Genomic DNA, 17649 nt, shown 5'->3' on the forward strand with positions numbered 1-17649 from the left:
GTCGCCGTTGGCTAGGCGCCGCGGTCGTACTGCTCGTCCATCGTCTTCAGGACCTGGTCAGGTGTGGCCTGTCCGGTCAGGAGGCCCTGGATGCCCGTGCCCAGGGAGTCGTACACTCCGCTGTTCGGCCACAGGTAGTTGGGCTGGGTGACGATTTTCTTGTCAGGCTCTGCGAAGAACGGTTCAAGCGTGGGGTACTGGGACGGGACAGTGCCCGAGACTGCGGCCGTGATGGACACGTTGCCGTTGGCTTTGGCAAGGGCATCCTGGTTCGCTGGCTGTGCCAGGAATTCGAGGAACTTCAATGTGGTCCCCTTGTGCTTTCCGGCGGCGTTGACAGCCAGGGCGTTGCCGGGGCTGGCGATCAGACGGCTGTCCTCGGGCTTTTCACCGGGGATCACTGCGACGTCGAACGAACCGTCCTTGACCTGACCGCGGAGCGCAGCCACCGCCCCGGCCGGCGCGAACGCCGCGACTACCTTGCCCTGGGCGACAGACGGGAACAACTGGTCAAAGCCAGCGCCTGCCGCTCCGTCCTGGTAGCAGCCCGCGTCCTTGAACTCGACAATCTGCTCGAGCACTTTCGTCCAGTCGGAGTCGGCGAATGTGGTTTCCTTCTTCTCACGTTTGGCGTCCCACTGGGGGTCCTGGGCGTAAACGATGCCCGCTGCCAGCTGCATGGCGTGCAGGCCCATGTTAGCTGCGGAGGTGCCGGCGACGGCGAATAGGGACTTTCCGGCTGCACGAGCCGTCTTGCATTGTTCCAGGACTTCGTCCAGTGTGGTTGCCTGCTCCAGGCCGAGTTCCGTCAGGACCTTGGTGTTCTGCAGTTGGGTAAGCGGTGCAAGGTCTGCCGGGACGGCGAAGAGCTTGTCGTCATCGTAGTAGAGGTTCTTTGCGGATTCCGGGATGGCATCCGCAGCCCATTCCTGGTCAGTCAGATCGTGAAGGTAGCCAGCTTCAGCTAGCGAGGCGAAGGACTGGTTGTTGCCGCGGCCGGCGGTCACGTAAAAGAGGTCCGCGGCGTTGCCGGCCTGGAGCTGGGTGCGCAGGGTCTGACCGTGCTGGTCGGCCGGGGACTCCACGAGCTTGACCGTAACGTTGGGGTTCTCCGCCTTAAAGGCATCGATCAGTGCCAGGTAGGGGTTGCCCGCCCCGCCGCCGGCGTAAGCGGGAGTTGCCAACGAAATTTCAACCGGCCCGGTTTCCTCGACAATTGGCTCGCTTGCCGTATCACCGCCGCCGCAGGCGCTCAACGCCAGTGCTGTTACGGACGCGAGCACCGTGGCGGAGAGGAACCTCCGGCCTTGGCTTGCTGCTTTCTTCATGGTGTGCCTTTCATGACGTCGTTGTCCTGTCGCATGGCGATCAGTGGGTTCGAGCCGTGAGGGGGTAGTTGTTCCCTGGGTCACAAGCTGGCTCCTGTCATTCAAGGTAGGTCAGGCGATAGCGGCCATGGAAATAGTTATCGTCTATGCTCACCATCTTCTCTCCGCATGCCTCTTTTCCCCCCGGGGTTCCGTCTTACGTTCTAAGGTGAATTTAGTTTTGGCGGTATGTGCCGTCTCCCTGCTTGAAGGACGATCCCGTGCCAAATGATGTCGTGCCCATCCACTCCCCCGAAGAACCTTCCGAAATAAACCCGCTGTTTACCGGCTTCGTAAACCCGCCGATGTCCGCCCGGCCCCGGGCATGGTGGCATTGGATGGATGGCAACGTCGACCAGGCCGGCATCGTGAAAGACCTTGAGTGGCTGGCAACATCGGGCGCGGGCGGCGTGCAGGCCTTCACCGGATCGATGGGCACGCCCCAGTACACACAGGATCGGGTGGCGTTCGGTTCTCCCGCCTGGCAGTCCGCCATAAAGTGCGCGGCTGCCACGGCGGACAACTTGGGTTTGGAACTGGCCGTCGCCACGTCGGCGGGCTGGAGCGCCACCGGGGGACCATGGGTGCGTCCGGCCGCCGGGATGAAGAAACTCGTCTGGAGCTCCACTCAGGTGAGGGCAGGCCAAGTGGAACGGATCAAATTGAAGGCCCCGCCATCGTCGTCAGGACCTTACCAGGACGTTCCATTCTCGGCAGTCCGAAAGGATCCAGTCGGCGTCCCCGACCACTACGAAGACGTTGCGGTGCTCGCGTTTCCGCGACGGGACGGCCATGTTCCCCTTGTCCCGACAGGCATCAACCCGAGCGGGTCCGTGGCAGGCGTTCGTTCCCTTGAATCGCTCGCTGACGGCCATTTTTGGCCCGCCCTCGAACTCGCGGTTGAGCCGACCGAGCACGAACACGGCGGCTGGCTCGTGGCCGAGTTCAACGAGCCTATCTCCGTGGCGTCAGTGCGCGTCGGGTTGCCGGCACAGCGCGGCTTCGGTGTGCCGCCCGCTCCCCGGGCACGACTGGAGGCCAGTGACGACGGCGCCACGTTCAGGACCGTCGCCAACCTTCCGGCGTCCCCCTCGCCGGTTCGTTCCGCGAGCTTCCCCGCCGTCACCGCGACGCACTTCCGACTGGTCCTTGAGCCCGGAGCTACGGGCACGATCCCGGTGGCGCCCGGCGTTAAACCCCCCGCTTTTCCCGCGGCCAAAGCCGCGTCGACGATCAAGGTTTCCGCGTTCCAGCTCTTCTCCGGAGCCCGCATTGCCCGGGCAGAGGAAAAGGCAGGCTACGCCCCTGTCCCTGATTTTTACGCACTCGACTGCGGTACCAGCTCCACATCAGATTCCGTACAGCCGCAGGACGTTGTGGAAATCACTTCCTACCTGGGCACGGACGGAACGCTGGACTGGACGCCCAACGAGGGCGAATGGACAGTCCTTCGATTCGGATACTCACTGACTGGCCACCTCAACGCCCCGGCACCGGTCGATGCCACAGGACTGGAGGTTGACAAGCTCGACGCCGCACTGGTCACCGAATACTTCGAGCACTACCTCGGCTTCTTCGAGGAGGCACTCGGCAGTGAACTCTTGGGCTCCAAAGGGGTATCCGCCCTGCTCAGCGACAGCATCGAGTCCGGACCGCAGAACTGGACCAGCGCCATGCGGAGGGAGTTTCGGGAACGCCGGGGTTATGACCTTTTGCCTTGGCTTCCTGCAGTCGCCGGCATCGTCGTGGGCGATCCTCAACAGAGCGACGCGTTCCTTTGGGACCTCCGGAAGACTATTGCCGAACTCCTTGCCGAGAACCACTACGGGACCATTGCTGGCATTGCCCGGGGCCGGGGTATGGCTTACTATGCGGAGGCGCTGGAAGACCACCGGCCGCAGCTTGGCGATGACCTAGAGATGCGATCGCATGCCGACGTTCCCATGGGTGCCATGTGGTGTTACGAGCCCGAAGCCGGACCTCAGCCGACCTATGTGGCTGATCTTCGCGGTGCCGCCTCGGTTGCCCATGTTTACGGCAAGGCGGCGACCGGCGCAGAATCCATGAGCTCCTTTGGGAAGCCCTTCACCTTTACGCCAAGGAAACTGAAGCCGATCGTGGATATGGAGTTCGTGCTGGGCGTCAACCTCATCAACATTCACACGTCACCGCACCAGCCGGATGCCGTTCCCAAACCTGGCATCACTCTGTCACCGTACCTCGGCCAATCCTTCTCTAGGAACGAAACCTGGGCGCACGCCGCCAAGCCCTGGCTTGATTATTTGGCACGGTGCAGTCACCTGCTGCAGCAGGGAACGCACGGTGCTGATGTAGCCTACTTTTACGGCGAAGAGGCCCCTGTCACCGGGGTATTCGGCGACTCCGCCCCAGAGGTTCCCGACGGATACGGCTTCGATTTCATCAATCTTGATGGCCTGCTCAACCACCTCACCGTGACAGCCGACGGCGGCCTGCTCACCACGGGCGGAACCCGCTACCGACTGCTATACCTCGGAGGATCCAGCCGGCGCATGACGCTTGCGGCCGTGCACCGCATCACGGAACTCCTTGAGGCCGGGGCCAGTGTCGCCGGGTGGCGTCCGGACAGCTCACCCAGCCGCAGCGATGACCCCGCCGCCTGGGCGGCCGCCGTCGAAGCCCTCTGGACTCAACGCGCGGGGCTCCTGGATCTCGCAGGCGTTGCAGTATCTGACGGCGTAGCAACCGCCTTCGCAAGGATGGGCCTGGACCCGGACTGGACCGTCATGGCCTCCGAAGATGCGAAGCTGCCAGCTATTCACCGCCGCCTCAACGGCGCCGATCTGTACTTCCTCAGCAACCAACTGGAACGGCCCGAGAAGGTGGTTGCTTCCTTCAGGGGCGAGGCAGTTTCCGCGGAAGTATGGGACCCGGTGCAGGTGTCGCGCTCCGCAGTGGGCATCCGTGTCGAAGCCGGCCGGACCGCCGTCAACCTTCACCTGGAACCATTCGGGTCGGCGTTCATCCTTTTGCGCCATAGCCGCTCACAACCAACTGGCGACCCGGCACCATTAGTGCATAGCCCGCAGCAGGAAATGGCTACGGAATTACCGCTGGCAGGACCGTGGAAGGTTACCTTCGACGGCGACGGCCAATCCCCCGCGCCGATAGTCATGGCCACACCGGCCCCATGGAGCGGTCCTCAAACCAGCGACTACGGTGCGTGCGTGACGTACTTCTCCGGCACTGCGACGTACAGCGCCACCTTCAACGTGGAGCTGAAGCTAGGCGGGCCAGATGCGCGCATGGTCTTGGACCTCGGGGAAGTTCACGACCTGGCAGGCATTCGCCTGAACGGGCAGGACGTCGGGGTTCTCTGGACTCCCCCGTTCCGCATTGACGTTACCGAGGCTGCCAGGATTGGCAGGAACCTGCTGGAAGTCTCCGTGACCAACGCCTGGGCGAACCGGCTCATGGGGGACGCCGCCGAAGGACTGAGTGCCAGGCCCGGTTCCCAGGTTTTCGAGGCAGATTCCCAACCCCTGGCAGCCGGGCTGCGCGGACCGGTTCGGCTGCTGGTGACAGCAGCTGGCTAGGTAGCGCAATACGGAGAGCACCAAGGCTTGTGGCCGTTCCATCTGGAAGGGCCACAAGCCTTGTCTAAACGTCCCCCTGCTGCTCCCTCAGGTCACTTGCGGGGCGAAGCCTCTGAGAGCCGCTGCTCCGGCATGAAGATGGACAGCAGCACGCCAACGCCGAAGATGCACGCCAGAAGGGCGAAAATCGGCAGGAACGCATCTGAATAAATAACGGCGACGCCAGCTTGAAGCTCATCGGACAGGTGCTGCACGGCGCCAGGGTCGGTAATGGTCGACGCCGGCAGCCCAAGTGTGTTGCCTGCAGAACCTCGAGCGAGCATCGTGGCAAAGAGGCCACCGAAAACGGCCGTCCCCAGCGTAACTCCGAGCTCCCGCAGGTAACCGAGCGACGCCGTTACGCTTCCTACGACTGAGTGAGGCATCGCATTCTGCGCCGCGACCACGGTGATCTGCATAAAGCTGCCCACCGCCAACCCCAACAAGGCCAGCAGGATCCCCACCACCGGCAATGGCGTCTCCGGCTGAAGGAAGTGAAGGCAGATGGCCACGGCAGCGGCCAGTGCCGACCCCGCCAGCGGGAAGATCTTATACCTGCCGGTTCGGCTGACCATCCAGCCACTGAGATTGCTGGATGCCATCAAGCCCAGAACCAGCGGGAGCAGGATCATCCCAGCCACAGAAGCCGACGTCGAATAGACCATCTGCACGTAGCTGGGCAGATAGGCCACAACACTGAAAAGTCCCGCGCCGATAACCAGTCCCAGGCCCGCTGCGTTGACAACCGGCCAGCTACGGAACATCCGCATCGGTATCAGGGCGTGCTTCGAGCGGACCTCAACCACCACGAAGAGAACACCGGACAAGGCCGCCAGAGCGCCCAGGCCCAGAAGCATTTCAACGGGTATGTCTGCTTCCGTGGCCAGCGAAATTACTGCAACCAACCCACACGTGAAGATCAGCATGAGGACGGTTCCCGCCCAGTCCACGCCCCGTGAGGCGCGGACGGACCGCAGCCGGCGCAGGGAAAAGGCCATGGCCAGGGCAAGCAGACCCACGGGGATATTGATCCAAAAAACCCAGCGCCAGCCAACGGTGTCGGTGATTGCACCCCCCACCAAAGGGCTTACCACCGTCGCAATTCCGAAGACCGAACCCAGCGGGCCAAGATATTTTGGACGCTGCCGCGGCGGGACCAGGTCCGCGATGATCGCCGGCGGCAGCACGGCAAGGCCCGCGCCGCCAAGCCCCTGAAGGCCACGGAACAGCGAGAGCTGGTAAATGTCGTGCGCAAAGCCGCACAGCACTGAGGCCCCAAGAAATACCGCAAGGGCAATCATCAGCAGGGGCGGTCTGCCGAATCGGTCACCCAGCCGCCCGTAAACGGGCATCCCGACGGTCATTGCCAGCGTGTAGGCCGTGATCACCCAAGCCATATGGCGGGAGCCATCCAACTCCCCAACAATCGTGGGCAAAGCTGTGGCCACGATCGTGTGGTCCAGCGCGCTCAGCAGAACGATGATCAGCAGGGCTGCATAGATGCGGCCGATCCGCACTGCACGTACGGGCTTCCCGTCGCTCCCGGTCGGACTCGTCTGGGGTGCCTGCGGGGTGGACGGCTCGGCGGAAAGATCCGCCTTGGCGGGGTCAGGATTGGTGGTCTGGGACAAGTTTGAACGGCGCACCGCAACCTCGTTCTGGGAAAGCCAGGAGACTGGCTCGACGCCGGCCAGGTGCGCGTCCGGGGGAATCTTCACCCCGACCGACGGGCCCTTGGAGGCCCCAGCATCCCCTCGAACCTATCACCCGGGACTGCCCCCTGAGGGCAAACGCTGGCATCCGAATTGTCGATAGCCCGCATACCTCGGAACTATTTCCGCAGCCACCCAACGGGCGCGTTTACTGGATGGAAACTCGACGAAGAGGAGAGCTTCCGATGGCACAGACCATTCCTGCTTCCACGGCTGATTCCCAAGAGACCAGCCCGGACAATCCGGCCTGGTTCCGCTATGTCCTGGGCCAGTACCCTACTGGTGTCACACTCATCACAGCAGCACGCGGTGATGAACCCGTGGGTATGGTGGTAGGCACTTTCAGCTCGGTGTCCCTTGACCCGCCCCTCGTGGCCTTCATGCCTGATGTCCGCTCTACCAGTTGGCCCAAGATTCAGGAGGCCGGCTCCTTCTGCGCCAACGTCCTGACCGCCGGACAGCAGGACGTATGCAGGGCGTTTTCCCGCAAGGCCGAGGACCGCTTCAGCGCCAACAGCTGGGGCGACACTCCCTCCGGCAGCCCCAGGCTTGATGGAGCAGCTGCCTGGATCGACTGCGATATCGAGAACGTCATCCGCGCAGGTGACCACGACATCGTTATCGGCCGTGTGAAGGCCCTTGGCGTCGGGGAATCAAAGAATCTTCCTCTGCTCTTCCTTCGCGGCGGATATGGCTCCTTCAGTATCCCGTCGATAGTTTCCCCCGCAACAGCCCTTACCCGGCACGTCAAAGCCGCGGACGCCGCGCGTCCCCAAATCGAGGCCCTGGCCGAAGAGCTCAAGCTTGAGGTCCTGGTGAGCGGCGTTGTTGATGACTCAGTAGTAGTCCTCACGGCGGCCGGTGTGGACAGCTCCCCTGGCGGCTCACCCTCACGGGTAGGTGTGTCCTTCAGCCTGGCAGCGCCCCTCGCGCCGCTGCACGTCGCCTGGGCCGGTGACACCGCGGAATCCCGCTGGATCGCCAACGCCCGCAACGTCATCGGCCACGTTGACCCCGAAGTCGCCCACGCTGAACTGCAGCATGTCCGTGAGACCGGCTATGCCGTGTCCGCCGGAGCGGCCACCGCGGCGGAGTTTGAGCGGATGGTTGTGGTCCCCAGCGATACCGCCGCCCCGGACCTGAGTGGTGTCCTCCCCAAGCTGCTGGAACGCACTGCATCAACCGGGCCCGCCTCGATCGATGACCCGTCAGGAGTGACCTCGCTCCATGCCCCGGTTTTCGACTCGACGGGACAGGTGGCGGTGACCCTGACCCTGAACGGTTTTTCCGGTACGGAATCCTCTGCGAGGCTCGCTGAGTGCCGGGATCGCCTCCTGAAGGCTGCCCGCTCCATTAGTGAAGTAATTGGAGGCCAGCCTCCCCAGTAGCCCGCCGGTCGCTCGCGCTCATTGACCGCAGTTGTGACGTGACCCATAATTAGTATCAGTATTCTAATTCGGGTTCCGTCGTTCGGCGGTTACCGCCCTCAACGTGGAGAAGAACATGGTTAATCTGCTGACAGCCGACCTGAACCTGCTCGTATCGCTCGACGCTCTGCTTGCGGAGCGAAATGTCACCCGGGCAGGCGCGCGGATCGGCATCAGTCAACCGGCGATGAGTTCCTCCCTGCAGAGATTGCGCAGGCAGTTCGGCGACGAATTGCTGACGCGGGTGGGCTCCGCCTATGAGCTGACGCCGCTGGCGCAGGTGCTTAAGGAGGACGTCTCCGAGATCCTGCGCCTTGTGGAACGCACCTTCGACGCCCAAGCGGTCTTTGATCCGGCATCCTCCACCAGGAGTTTCCGGGTCATCACCTCCGACTACTGCCTTACGGCGTTATCCGGAAAGTTGATGGCGATGTTGCAGGAGGAAGCTCCCGGTGTGCAGATCCACTTTGACGCCGTCACGCCATTGGCGGTGGACCGCATCAAGGAGACCCTGCAGAATGCGGACCTGATGCTGATCCCCAAGGGGCATTTTTCCGGGTTTCCCCACACGGAGCTGTTTACGGATAACTGGGTGTGCGTCACTGGCGCAGATTCACCGGAGCGCAGCTTGACCATTGAGGAAATGAGGGATGCGCGCTGGGCGCGACTTTTCGGGGCAGAGGTCGATTCCACCCTTGCCGATCGCCGGGTCTACGATCTGCAACTGGGAGAAAAGACAGACGTCATCGTTGATACCTTCCTGATGCTTCCTTTTGCCGTTGCAGGCACGGACCGGCTTGCGCTGGTCCAGGAGCGCCTGGCCCGCCTGCTGGCAGCAGTGGCCGGCGTCCGGATCATGCAACTGCCTATCAGCCTTCCCACTCTTGTGGAGTGCGCCTGGTGGCACCCGGCCAAATCCGGGGACCCGGGCCACCAGTGGTTCAGGCGCCTCGTGGTCAAAGCTGCCGCCCAACTCGAACCCTTACCGCCCAGCGATTCCACGGCACCAAGCCCAGACGACTCTGCCGCAGCGGCCCAACCTGCCGCCTAGTCAACCCGCCTTAACTACCCGTTCATCACTCACCAGGAGTTTCCATGCACTTTTCACTGTTCCTCACTTCCCGTTCCCGTGGCCCTGAAGAGGACCGCCCGGTCATGCAGGCAATGATTGAGCACGCCGTCGACGCCGAGCAAAAGGGTTTTGACGCCGTCTTCCTGCCGGACCACCACTTCACCGGGTACGCTCCCCCGGCCAGCGACCCCTTCGTCTTCTCCGCCTACCTCGCCGGCAAACTCGAGCGCATGCACTTCGGGTTCTCCGTGCAGACCCTTGCCCTGCACCACCCGGTCCGCTTCGCTGAACGGCTTGCCCTCCTCGACCAGCTGACTGACGGCAAACTGCTGGTGGGGGTCGGCAGCGGCACCACACCGGAAGAAATGATCGGTTTCGGTGTCAACTTCCAGGACAGCTCCCGGCTCGCCAACGAAAACCTTGAGATCGCCGAAAAGCTCTGGGCAAAAAAGCCGGGTGATGACCCCGTTACGTTCGACAACGGCCACTACCGCGGATCCGTCGTTTCCCGGATCGTTCCGGCCCCGTACACCAAGCCTGAACCCCGCGTCATGTCCGTTGCCGCAAGGCCGTCCAGCGTGGAGCGCGCGGCCAAGAAGGCACAGCCCGCATTCATCCTCGCATTCACGCCCCCCGTTATCGACAGCGGCAACGCCTACGAGGAAGTCAAGAAAAACTTCACCAACTACCGCAACGCCCTGGAGTCCGCCGGCCACTCAGAGGAGGCCGTTAAGGCAGCTCTTGAGTGGACCACCCATTCCTACCAGCATGTGCATATCGCCGAAACCGACGAACAGGCGGCCGCCGAAATGGACATCATCCTTGAGCAGTACCAGGAGGCCGTGGAACGCGAGCACGCAGCCAACAAAGCCGCCGAGGCCATCAGCGGCGTGAACCTCCGCCCGGCTCCAGACGCCCGAACCGAAGGTTTCAAGGGCACCTGGTGCCTGTACGGCAGCCCGGAAACAGTCGCCGCCGAACTTCAAAAGTACGCTGACCTCGGCATTGGCAACGTCCTGATGGCCTTCATGGGCGGCCCCCTCACCCAAGAGCGCCGCCGCTTCACAGAGCAGTCCATGCGCCTCTTCTCCGAGCGGGTCCAGCCGCTGCTCCAGTCCTCGGAAGCCGCCGCCGGCGCCGAAAAGGTCGCTGCCCCGTGACAGTTGGCCCCGTGACAGGCGCTAACGCAGCAGTGACGGATCCGGACCTCACAGGCTCCGAACTCACGGGCGGCCTCAACGGCTGGAGCACCACAGCGAGCCCCGAGGCCGGCGTCGAAGAAATAGTGTTGCTGGACGGCCCCTTGGGCATCGTCAGCAAGACGATGGATGAACGCGACACCTCCCTCATCATGCCCTCCGGAACCGCCCTGGGTGCCACGTGGAACCCGGGGCTGGTTTCCGACGTCGGCCAGCTGCTCGGCCAGCAGGGCCTCGAACGCGGGGTGAATGTCGTCCTGGGGCCCAACCTGAACCTGCCGCGTACTCCGCTCTCGGGCAGGGCCTTCGAGATGTTCTCTGAGGACCCGTTCCTGACCGGTGTGCTGGGCTCGGCCTGGGTGCAAGGGGTCCAGTCCCAAGGCCTGGGATCCTGTACCAAGCACGTGGTGGCCAATGATACGGAGACCGAACGGCGCCGGATGAACTCACGCGTTGAACCTGCAGTCCTGCGTGAAACCTACCTCCGGCCCTTCGAGACTGCGGTACGCACTGCGAACCCCTGGATGCTGATGATGGCCTACAACCGTGTTAACGGCACTCACTGCTCCCAGCACGCCGGGCTGATCAGCATCCTCAAGAATGACTGGCAGTACGACGGCGTTGTCGTTTCGGACTGGTTCGGTGTCGATGACACCGCTGCCACTGCCAACGCAGGGCTGGACCTGGAGATGCCAGGCCCGGCGAGGTTCCTCGGTTCCCGTTTCGCGGCTGCCGTGACCGCAGGCGACGTTCCCGGGGGGCGGCTGCGTGACGCCGTCGAACGCATCACCCGGCTTGCCGACCGGACCGGGCGACGGACCGGCGGCACTGCTCCCGAACCTGCCCGGTTACGGAGCCCGGAAGAGCAACGCGAGCTCCTCCGCACCGCTGCGGCCGAGTCATTCGTGCTGCTGGAGAACAGAGACAACATCCTGCCTCTGGACCCAGCCCGGATCCGGACCCTGGCCGTAGTGGGGCCGAACGCCGCCAAACCCTGCTTTCAGGGCGGAACCTTCGCCACGGTGCGGCCAGAGGGTGAGCTCGTCACTCCCTTGGACGCCATCCGTGAGGCAATGGGGCCGGACGTTGAGGTCCTCCACGAGGCCGGGACGGTACCGTCGTCGGCCCTGCCCCTGACGGAACTGGGCAGTACCGCGCCGGACGGAACGCCGGGGGTGTTGCTGGAAATCCTTGCACCTGCCGGGGAAGATGCGGTCCTGTACAGCGAGGTCCGGAAGACGTCGTCGTTCGTATGGTTCGGACCGGTGCCCGGCCTGGGTGCCGGCGTCCCTGGCCGGGCGCGCATCACGACGCGGCTGAAACTGGACTCTGCAGCGCACTGGTCTCTGGGAACCGGGGGTACGGGCACCAGCTCGCTCTGGGTGGACGGCAAACAGGTGCTGGAGGTGCCACCTCCCGCACCGGATGACGTTATGGGCGTCGTCGCCCGGGCCGAGACACAACGAATCACCCTCGAACTGCCGGCCGGTGAGGTGGAGGTTGTGGTGGAGATGGCGTTCGAACCCGGCAGGGTCCAGGCCATCACCGCTGTGGCGGTCCCTGAACGGGCCACCAATCCACTGAAGGACGCGGTGAAGCTTGCTGCCCGCGCGGACGCCGTCATTGTGGTGGTCGGGGACGAGCAGGGCTCGTCCCGCGAAAGCGCAGACCGTACGACGGCGGGTTTGGACCCTGATTGCGACCGCCTGGTTGAAGCGGTGGCGGCGGTCAATGCGGAAACCGTGGTGGTGGTCAACGCGTCCCGTGCTGTTTTGCTGCCGTGGGCGGACAGGGTCAAGGCGTTGCTGATGGCGTGGTTCCCGGGACAGGAGTTCGGGCACGGCCTCGCGTCGGTGCTCACGGGCCACACCGCCCCGTCCGGCAGGCTCCCGGTATCCTTCCCGGAAAGGAACGAGGACATCCCCGGGTGGGGAACCGGGCTGGACGCCGACCTTGATCTGGACTACGCAGCCAGTGAACCTATGGGCTACCGGCATTTCGAAGCGTCCGGCCGGACAGCCCGCTATCCCTTCGGCTACGGTCTCGGCTATACGGGGTTCAGACTGGTGGACGCTGTAGCGGCATCAGCAGGACTGCGTGCCGGTGATGCGGGGGCCGGTGTGGGAGGCGTTTCGGTCCACGTGACTCTCCGGAATACAGGTGAATCGGCCGGGCGCGACGTTGTCCAGGTTTATGGAAAGGCGGTGGGAGAAACCGGCTACCGTCTCATGGGATTCAGTGCGGTCGATGTCGCCGCGGGAGAGAGGGCTGAAGCAAGAATCGCGGTGGACCCGCACGGCTTCCGGCGCTGGGATCAGACGAAATCCCGTTGGCTGATTCCATCTGGCGAATGGGAGCTCCGGGTGGCACGAAACGCCGCAGGTGAAGGAATCCTCTGTAGGATCACGTTGTGACGCTTCCGGACACGAAGTCCCGCGAACCTAAGCAAGCCAGGAGCCGCCAGTCGTTTGAAAAAACGATTGAAGCGGCCCTGGCGCTGCTTCAGCAGCGGGGCAACGACGACTTCACGCTGGCCGATGTCAGCGCTCGTTCCGGCGTGTCAATCGGTTCCATCTACGCGCGGTTCCAAGGCAAGGATGAACTCATCCGGGTCGCCCACGGCCGAAAAATGGATGACATTGACGCCGTCTCCAACCATCTTTTCGAAGCCCTGCCGGCCCGTCCAGATGCGGGACTGGAATCCGTTGCGCAGGAAGCCGTAGACCGGACGATCGAAGTACTTCGACGATACGCGGACATCCTTCGACCGTTTATGTTGCGGGCAACCCAGGACCAAACGATTTCCAAGCGCGGCGCAGCTTCGCATGCTGCCCTCGCAAAAAACTTCTCAGAAGTCCTGCACAAGTGGCCGGAAGGCTTCCTTCACGAAGCGGACATCGACTGGAGCTTCAACGTCGTCTACAGCGTCGTGGCCCGCCGGCTGGGCCTCGGGAGCACCGTCGAAGGCAGCGGGAACCTCGAATGGCGGGAAATCGCGGAAAAGCTCGCCGGCATGGTGGCGTCCTACCTTTTGGCAGGACAGCGAGATTCCGTCCCCCCGTAATTTCCTGCGGGCATAACTTCGGACGATACCGGCTATCCAAAAGTTCGGCTTCCGGGTGCAGCGCGCTCTCGGCATAGTGGAAACGACCGACATTGTTGATGTAAAAGGAGTTCCCGTGCACGTGCGAGTCAGCCCAGGATCCGTTGCGCTGGATGAACCGGATGATTGCACCACCTTCAAAGTGTTGCTGTCGGAGGAAGCCAAGGACAGCCTGCCTAACCTGCTTGAGTCCACGGCGGCCGGCAAGCTGGACGACCCGGATGTAATGGTCTCTGTGGACTGGATCAAGAGCGAATGTGCCGGCCGGATCGGGATGGGCTGGAACTACCGCTTCGCCAACATGCTGGTTTACGCCGCCGGAAAAGGCTGGCTGAGCGACGACGGAAGCCACGTCAGAGCCCACGTCGAGACCTTCTGAACCAGCTGAAGAACAGAAAGAGGCCTCGGTGCGCACTTTGCACCGAGGCCTCTGCGTTGGTCCAACCCGGTCCAAGGCTCCTAGGGATCGGGAACACCAACACTTCAAAGGGACTGCCTGATCATCCCGTAAGGGACTGCAGGATGTGCGCGCACGATGTAACGGTCCATGCCAATACGCGAGATCAGGATTCCAGTGCGGTGCTCGTCAGCGGCCCGGGAGACAACGGCGATGGCGTTCCCAAGGGCGCCGGGCAGGTCAGCTCCTTCAGCGTCTGTCACCTCTAACATGCCGGGAAACCGGGGACCGTCCCTGACGTCCTCATGTTCACGTCGTGCCTCCGCAGGGAGGTAGATGTTTGTAAGGGGATGCAAGGCTTTCCTTCCAGCTTCTCTGGTGTGCGGAGTTGGCCTGATACGAGTGCGCGACGCAACCATGCATGCGGATCTCATCGGCCTCCATCAGGTCACGGCTCGAAGCGTGCAATCAAACTAGCTAGCGGCCGATGATGAGCGGAAATAGGAATCCTCAATGCCCGGCATCTTCACTCGCTATGGCCGGTACCGCCTTGAAGAAATCAGCGCTGCGCGCGGGGAGACCTGGTTGTGGTTTCACTATTTGCAACGTGAATGGTGGGCATAGCGAAACTGCGCTTCCCCCGATACATGAGCTCCTTCACAGTGGTTACAGGACCTGCACCAAACCGATAGCAGCCAACAACTCTGAAGGACTTCAACGTGGAAACTCCCCTCTCGCATCTTGCCCACCTCGAGATCACTACCCCGGACGTCGAAGCGTCGGCACGGTTCTACGAGGAAAAGTTCGGCATGCGCATCATCGACCGCGTGGACGGCAACGTCTACCTGCGCTGCTGGGGCGACTACTACCGCTACAGCCTGGCCATCACCGAAGGACCCGAGGCGTCCCTGGGCCGGATGGCCTGGCGCACCAACTCCCAGGCAGCCCTTGAAGCGGCTGCCCAGCGGATCGAAGCGACCGGCGTCCAGGGCACCTGGACCCCCGGCGGCCACGGCTACGGCAAGGCCTACGAATTCACCGGCCCCTACGGCCACCCCATGCGCCTCTTCTACGACGTGGAAAAGTTCGTCGCTGAACCCGAATTCGCATCCACCTACCCGGACCGGCCGGAGCGCCGCAGCAGCCACGCCGCCGCACCGCGCTTCCTGGACCACGTCACCGTGGCCTGCTCGGATGTCCGCGGCTTCGCCAAGTGGTACAACGAGGCCCTCGGCTTCCGCGTCATGGCCTTCGTCGACCTGGACGAGGCACCTATCACGGTGTTCTCCGTGCTGACCACCAACGAAAAGTCCCACGACCTCGGCGTGGTCCTGGACACTTCCAGCCGGGCCGGCCGCGTCAACCACATCGCCTTCTGGGTGGACGCCACCGAAGACCTGCTCCGCACCGCCGATGTCATGATGGAAAACGGCACCCCAATGGAATACGGCCCCTCCATCCATGGCGTGGGCGAACAGAACTTCCTCTACTTCCGCGACCCCTCAGGTCTTCGCGTGGAGCTCAACTCCGGCGGCTACCGCAACTACGTCCCGGACTGGGACGCCAACACCTGGAAGCCGTCCCTCGGTTCCAACAACTTCTACAAGAACGGCGCCATGCCGCTCTCCATGACCGAATCCTTCCCGCCGGCCGAGGGCTTCACGGCCACCGAAGAAGGTGCTTCCCCCGAAATGAAGGAAGCCCTCCTGAACCCCTACGCCAAGCAGGGCCGGGGCTAAGACGCCATGACCGAAGCAACTTATGCGCTGATCCGGTTCCAGGAAGCCGGTGACGGCAAGGCCCGCGCGGGCCTGCTCGTCGGTGGCCGGGTCCTGCCGCTGGACGGGGACATCAACTCCCTGATCGAGCACTGGGAAACCACCGAAGCCCAGCTGGACAGCCTCGCCGCCTCCGCCCGCGACGACAGCGGCCTGGCGCTGGCCGACATCGAGGTCCTTGCCCCCGTGGAACCGGCCCAGGTCCTGCAGACCGGTGCGAACTACCGCAAGCACGTCATCGACCTCGCCGCAGCCCACCGCGAACCCGGCGAGGACGAGGAGGAAGTGCGCGCCAGAACAGCCGCCATGATGGACAAGCGGGCAGGCCAGGGCACGCCGTACTTTTTCATCGGGCTCCCGACGGCGATCGCATCCGCCACGGACAACCTCACCCTCCCGTCCTATAGCAAGTCCCACGACTGGGAACTGGAGCTGGCGGCAGTCATTGGCAGGACGGCATTCCGGGTCACCCCTGAGGAAGCCCTGGACTACGTGTTCGGTTACACCATGGTCAATGACATCACCACCCGTGAATACGTCTTCCGCAAGGACATGCCCGCCATCGGCTCGGACTGGTACCGCGCCAAGAACGCCCCCGGCTTCCTGCCCACCGGCCCGCTGCTGGTGCCCGCCAAGTTCTTCGGCAACCCACAGGACGTCCAGGTGACCTTGAAGCTCAACGGCAAGGCCATGCAGGACGAGTCCACGCAGGACATGATCTTCGGCGTCGCCAAGCTCGTCAGCGAAGCGTCCCAGATCATGCCGCTGCGCCCCGGCGACCTGGTTCTCACCGGCAGCCCCGCCGGCAACGGCCAGCACTGGGGCCGGCTCCTCCGGAACGGGGACGTGATGGAAGGCACCATCACCGGGCTGGGCACCCAGCTGATCCACTGTAAGGACGAAGTGACAATTGAAGGCAGCAAGCCGTGACCACCCAGGACACGGCTCCTGCCAGCACCACCGGCACCGGGGAATCAGCCACTGATTCCCCGGTTATCCGGCGTGAAGACCCACTCGGTAGCATCCGTGCCATGGCCGCAGCGCACAACAACTGGGGCCGCTGGGGCCAGGACGACGTCCTCGGCACCCTGAACTTCATCGACGCCGCCAAGCGCATCGAAGCCGCAGCCCTGGTCACAACCGGCGAGGCGTTCTCGCTGTCCCAGCCGTTCGACACCAACGGACCCCAGAAGGGTTGGCGCCGCCGCACCAACCCCGTCCACACCATGACCGACACCGGAGTGGACGCCGAACGTGGCAACCAAGGCTTCCCGCACGGCTTCGGCGGCGCGGACGACGTCATCGCCATGCCGCTGCAGTGCTCCACGCAGTGGGACGGCCTGGGCCACATCTTCGACCAGGGCAAAGCCTGGAACGGCCGCGCCGCCGGGGACGTGGTCACCTCCGAAGGCGACCTGGTAACCGGCATCGAAACCGCAGCGGCCAAGATTGTCACCCGCGGCGTCCTGCTCGACGTCGGCCGTGCGCTCGGCCCGGACCTTGGACGGAACGACGGCGAACTGCCCGACGGTTTCGCCATCACCCCCGAACACCTCCAGCGGACCATTGACCTGCAGGGGCCCAGCTCGAAGGTGGGCCGGGGCGACATCGTGGTGATCCGCACCGGGCAGCACACCAGGGTCCGCCGCGACGGCTGGGGCGACTACGCCGGCGGCTCAGCCCCCGGGCTGTCCTTCACCACCGGGCCCTGGCTGCACCGCACGGAAATAGCCGGGATAGCCACCGATACGTGGGGCTTCGAAGTCCGGCCCAACGAGTTCGACGCCGCCTTCCAGCCCCTCCACCAGATCGCCATCCCCAACCTCGGACTGTTCCTGGGCGAAATGTGGGACCCGGACGGACTGGCACAAGCCTGCGCAGCGGACGGCAGGTACGACTTCCTGCTCATCGCAGCCCCGCTCCCCATCACCGGGGCAGTCGGATCACCCGTCAACCCGATAGCACTTCGGTAGTGGAGTC

At 63.7% G+C, this 17649-nt stretch carries 13 protein-coding genes; 10 read left to right on the plus strand and 3 right to left on the minus strand.

Going from position 1 to position 17649, the window contains the following annotated elements; translation table 11 throughout:
- Nucleotides 1-11: 11 nt before the first annotated feature.
- Nucleotides 12-1328, minus strand: a complete 1317-nt coding sequence (locus AC5RT3_RS12905; RefSeq protein ID WP_494124352.1) for an ABC transporter substrate-binding protein — start codon at nt 1326-1328, stop codon at nt 12-14.
- A 260-nt stretch (nt 1329-1588) separates the two neighbouring features.
- On the opposite strand from AC5RT3_RS12905, the gene AC5RT3_RS12910 reads away from it, so the two are divergent.
- The gene (locus tag AC5RT3_RS12910) at nt 1589-4942 is read left to right on the plus strand and encodes a glycosyl hydrolase (protein WP_494124353.1); all 3354 of its coding nucleotides are present in this window, start codon (nt 1589-1591) and stop codon (nt 4940-4942) included.
- A gap of 92 nt (nt 4943-5034) precedes the next feature.
- On the opposite strand, the gene AC5RT3_RS12915 is transcribed toward AC5RT3_RS12910, so the two are convergent.
- Nucleotides 5035-6612 (minus strand): MFS transporter, encoded by a 1578-nt coding sequence (locus AC5RT3_RS12915; protein WP_494011297.1) that lies wholly within the window; start codon nt 6610-6612, stop codon nt 5035-5037.
- A gap of 266 nt (nt 6613-6878) precedes the next feature.
- Here AC5RT3_RS12915 and AC5RT3_RS12920 point away from each other — a divergent pair, with 266 nt between their 5' ends.
- The 6 genes from AC5RT3_RS12920 (at nt 6879) to AC5RT3_RS12945 (ending at nt 13873) form a co-directional block, all read left to right on the plus strand.
- Nucleotides 6879-8081 carry a flavin reductase family protein gene (locus AC5RT3_RS12920; protein WP_494011298.1) on the plus strand — a complete coding sequence of 401 codons (1203 nt, stop codon included), beginning with the start codon at nt 6879-6881 and terminating at the stop codon, nt 8079-8081.
- Nucleotides 8082-8196: 115 nt separating this feature from the next.
- Complete coding sequence (locus tag AC5RT3_RS12925) at nt 8197-9171, plus strand: LysR family transcriptional regulator (RefSeq protein ID WP_494011299.1); 975 nt, start codon at nt 8197-8199, stop codon at nt 9169-9171.
- Nucleotides 9172-9215: 44 nt separating this feature from the next.
- Complete coding sequence (locus tag AC5RT3_RS12930) at nt 9216-10352, plus strand: LLM class flavin-dependent oxidoreductase (RefSeq protein ID WP_494011300.1); 1137 nt, start codon at nt 9216-9218, stop codon at nt 10350-10352.
- A gap of 11 nt (nt 10353-10363) precedes the next feature.
- Nucleotides 10364-12805, plus strand: a complete 2442-nt coding sequence (locus AC5RT3_RS12935; RefSeq protein ID WP_494124354.1) for a beta-glucosidase family protein — start codon at nt 10364-10366, stop codon at nt 12803-12805.
- Complete coding sequence (locus AC5RT3_RS12940) at nt 12802-13455, plus strand: TetR/AcrR family transcriptional regulator (RefSeq protein WP_494052698.1); 654 nt, start codon at nt 12802-12804, stop codon at nt 13453-13455. Before AC5RT3_RS12935 ends, AC5RT3_RS12940 begins: the two co-directional genes overlap by 4 nt.
- 121 nt (nt 13456-13576) lie before the next feature.
- A complete protein-coding gene (locus AC5RT3_RS12945; protein WP_494124355.1) occupies nt 13577-13873 on the plus strand; it encodes a hypothetical protein in 297 nt (98 codons plus the stop codon).
- A 104-nt stretch (nt 13874-13977) separates the two neighbouring features.
- Here AC5RT3_RS12945 and AC5RT3_RS12950 read toward each other — a convergent pair whose 3' ends face one another.
- The gene (locus AC5RT3_RS12950) at nt 13978-14154 is read right to left on the minus strand and encodes a hypothetical protein (protein ID WP_494124356.1); all 177 of its coding nucleotides are present in this window, start codon (nt 14152-14154) and stop codon (nt 13978-13980) included.
- Between the two features lie 456 nt (nt 14155-14610).
- Between AC5RT3_RS12950 and AC5RT3_RS12955 the strand changes: the two genes are divergently transcribed.
- The 3 genes from AC5RT3_RS12955 to AC5RT3_RS12965 are packed head-to-tail and all read left to right on the plus strand — an operon-like array spanning nt 14611 to nt 17642.
- The gene (locus AC5RT3_RS12955) at nt 14611-15630 is read left to right on the plus strand and encodes a VOC family protein (RefSeq protein ID WP_494124357.1); all 1020 of its coding nucleotides are present in this window, start codon (nt 14611-14613) and stop codon (nt 15628-15630) included.
- A 6-nt stretch (nt 15631-15636) separates the two neighbouring features.
- Complete coding sequence (locus AC5RT3_RS12960; RefSeq protein WP_494052694.1) at nt 15637-16599, plus strand: fumarylacetoacetate hydrolase family protein; 963 nt, start codon at nt 15637-15639, stop codon at nt 16597-16599.
- The gene (locus AC5RT3_RS12965) at nt 16596-17642 is read left to right on the plus strand and encodes a cyclase family protein (protein ID WP_494052693.1); all 1047 of its coding nucleotides are present in this window, start codon (nt 16596-16598) and stop codon (nt 17640-17642) included. The genes AC5RT3_RS12960 and AC5RT3_RS12965 overlap by 4 nt, the downstream gene beginning before the upstream one ends.
- Nucleotides 17643-17649: the final 7 nt, after the last annotated feature.

This window comes from Arthrobacter sp. Y3221159 (assembly GCF_059089885.1).

Excerpts from the sequence above, each read along its gene's own strand:
- AC5RT3_RS12925 (WP_494011299.1), top strand. The coding sequence starts at position 8,197 with ATGGTTAATCTGCTGACAGCCGACCTGAACCTGCTCGTATCGCTCGAC.
- AC5RT3_RS12920 (WP_494011298.1), top strand. The coding sequence starts at position 6,879 with ATGGCACAGACCATTCCTGCTTCCACGGCTGATTCCCAAGAGACCAGC.
- AC5RT3_RS12930 (WP_494011300.1), top strand. The coding sequence starts at position 9,216 with ATGCACTTTTCACTGTTCCTCACTTCCCGTTCCCGTGGCCCTGAAGAG.
- AC5RT3_RS12905 (WP_494124352.1), bottom strand. The coding sequence starts at position 1,328 with ATGAAGAAAGCAGCAAGCCAAGGCCGGAGGTTCCTCTCCGCCACGGTG.
- AC5RT3_RS12960 (WP_494052694.1), top strand. The coding sequence starts at position 15,637 with ATGACCGAAGCAACTTATGCGCTGATCCGGTTCCAGGAAGCCGGTGAC.